The following is a 2,478-nucleotide window of genomic DNA, read 5'->3' as shown; positions in this document are numbered from 1 at the left end:
CGCGTTCGTCGTCGCGGCGTCGTCGGACCCGCAGCCGGCGACGGCCACCGCGGCGGCGGCCAGGACGGCGATCGGGACGGTGCGGCGTCCGCGGCCGATCACCCTGCGGGACGTCGAGGCGGGGCGGCGGGCGGCAGGGGAGACGGTCATGGCTGGTCCTTGGGCCGCGGACGGCGTCGAGGGGTCCCCGATGGTACGCCGTGACCGGGCCGGGGGTGACCGCTGTCACGCGGGGGCGCCCCCGCGGGCGCGTGCGCGAGACGCGGCCTGGACGTTCGGACGGCGCGCCGCCCGCCGGGCGGCCGATCGGAGCGTCCGGGCCGTCGTCGGCGAGCGCCCCGGCCTGGCGCCGCCGCCGGGGTCGCGCCGCACGTCCGTCGCGCCCCGCCTCCGGCGGCCGGCGGCCGCCGCGTCCGTCGTCCGGCGTCCATCGCGCCTCGGGCCCCGCGGTCGGCGGGCCGGTGGCCGCTCCGGTGCGGCGCCGTCCGTGGGCCGGGCGCGCCCCGCGCCCCACAGCGACCCACCGATCCGCCCCACTCGGCCCCACCGAACCGCAGAATGTCGCTCTTTGCGAGGTTCCGAAATCCGGTCTCCCGAGCGAACAGGATCGAACAAGGTCCGGATGTCTACGAACGTCTGTTCCACCTTGGAACTGCAACGAAACCTGCACCCGGCGCCCACCCGGTCTTGAGGACGCCGTTATGTCCAGCAAGCATCGGGAATCGCGATATACGAACACGTGTTCCGCCGAGGCGCCGGGTACGGTCGAGTGGGGCGATGGGCAATTTCGGTGGTGCGAAGTGGCCCGCGGTGGGGTAGATTTCTGCGCAGCGAGTCGGGCCGGAAGCGGTACCTCCCACTGCTTCCGGCCCGGCTCGCACCGGTCATCTCCGCCGGTCTGCCGCCTTGCCGGACTTCCAGCTCCAGTCCCAGTTCGAGCTGACGCTCGACGCGAAGAACCGCCTGACGATCCCGGCGAAGTTCCGCGAGCCGTTCAAGGCCGGACTGGCCCTCGTGAAGTCCTTCGACGTCCCCGCCGTCGGCATCGAGCCGGCCGAGGAGTACGCCTCCTTCGTCGAGGCGTCGCTCAAGGGCCGGCACCCCACCCACCCGAACACCCGCAAGCTCGAGCGCTGGCTGAACTCCGCCGCGCTGCCGGGCGACCTCGACGGCCAGGGCCGCATCACGATCCCCGCCGCGTTCCTCGCCCACGCGAAGATCACGGGCAACGAGGTGCTGCTCGTCGGCTCCGGCCGCCGCTTCGAGCTCTGGGACCGCCAGGGCTGGGAGTCCTACGCGCCCGAGCTGGAGAGCGCCATGCTCGACATCGCGCAGGACATCGGCGACCAGCCGTTCCCGTTCGACCCCGGATCCGGCTCCTGACCGGGCCCGCCCGGGCGACCGGTCACGATGGGGGAATCGCCCCGTCGCCGTCGAACGATCCCTCCGTGCCGCCCTCTGGACCCGATCCCGCGGCCCCCGCCGCGGACGCCCCGCACCTGCCGGTCCTCTGGGAGGAGACCGTCGCGATGGTCGACCCGCAGCCGGGCCAGACCGTCATCGACGGGACGTTCGGCGCCGGCGGCCACGCCCGGCTCGTCGCCCAGAGGCTCGGACCGGAGGGGACGCTCGTCGTCGTCGACCGCGATCCCGTCGCCCTGGCGATCGCCGCGCGCTTCGCGACCGAGGTCCCGTGCCGCGTCCGGATCGTCGCCGCGCCCTTCGCCGAGGCGTTCGAAGCGCTCGCCGCGGAAGGATTCCGGGCCGACGGGGCGTACTTCGACCTCGGCATGTCCTCGATGCAGATCGACCAGGCGGAGCGAGGCTTCGCGTACACGCGGGATGCGCCCCTCGACATGCGGATGGGGATGGGCGACCCCGGCGCCGCGACGGACGACGACGTCCCGCAGATCTCGGCCGCCGAGATCGTCGCGACCTGGGACGTGCCCGACCTGACGCGCGCCCTGCGCGACTACGGCGAGGAGCGCTACGCCCTGAAGATCGCCAAGGCGATCGTCCGCGAGCGCGAGAAGGCCCCGATCGACACGACCGGCCGGCTGGTCGACGTCGTCACGGGCGCGATCCCGACCCCGGCCCGCCACGTCGGCGGCCACCCCGCCAAGCGGACCTTCCAGGCGCTGCGCATCGTCGTCAACGACGAGCTCGGCCAGGTCGACCGCGCGCTGCCCGCCGCCTGGGACCTCCTCGGCGTCGGCGGCCGGCTCGCCGTCATCAGCTTCCACTCGCTCGAGGACCGCCGCGTCAAGCGCTTCGTGTCGTCGCTGCTGCGCGGCTGCGTCTGCCCGCCCGACCTGCCCGTCTGCGTCTGCGGCCAGGAGCCCCAGGCCGAGGTGCTCGGCAAGGGCGGCGTCGTGCCGGCCCCCGAGGAGCAGCAGCAGAACCCCCGTTCGCGGTCGGCGCGCCTGCGCGGCGCCCGCCGGATCGCGGTGCCCGCATGAGCGCCGCGCCCGCACCGCG

2 protein-coding genes are annotated in these 2,478 nt (G+C 74.5%); both read left to right on the top strand.

Annotation, left to right across the window (positions count from 1 at the left end):
- Positions 1-906 precede the first annotated feature (906 nt).
- Entirely contained in the window at positions 907-1,383 is a 477-nt protein-coding gene (locus AB0L40_RS27585; protein WP_364361975.1) for a hypothetical protein, read from the top strand.
- A gap of 65 nt (positions 1,384-1,448) precedes the next feature.
- The gene (gene rsmH, locus AB0L40_RS27580) at positions 1,449-2,459 is read left to right on the top strand and encodes a 16S rRNA (cytosine(1402)-N(4))-methyltransferase RsmH (RefSeq protein WP_364361973.1); all 1,011 of its coding nucleotides are present in this window, start codon (positions 1,449-1,451) and stop codon (positions 2,457-2,459) included.
- Positions 2,460-2,478: the final 19 nt, after the last annotated feature.

Origin of the sequence: Patulibacter sp. NPDC049589, assembly GCF_040675535.1 — a bacterium.
Lineage (GTDB): Bacteria > Actinomycetota > Thermoleophilia > Solirubrobacterales > Solirubrobacteraceae > Patulibacter.
Note: the sequence above shows the minus strand (reverse complement) of the source record. Positions and strands in the feature narration are given on the sequence as shown.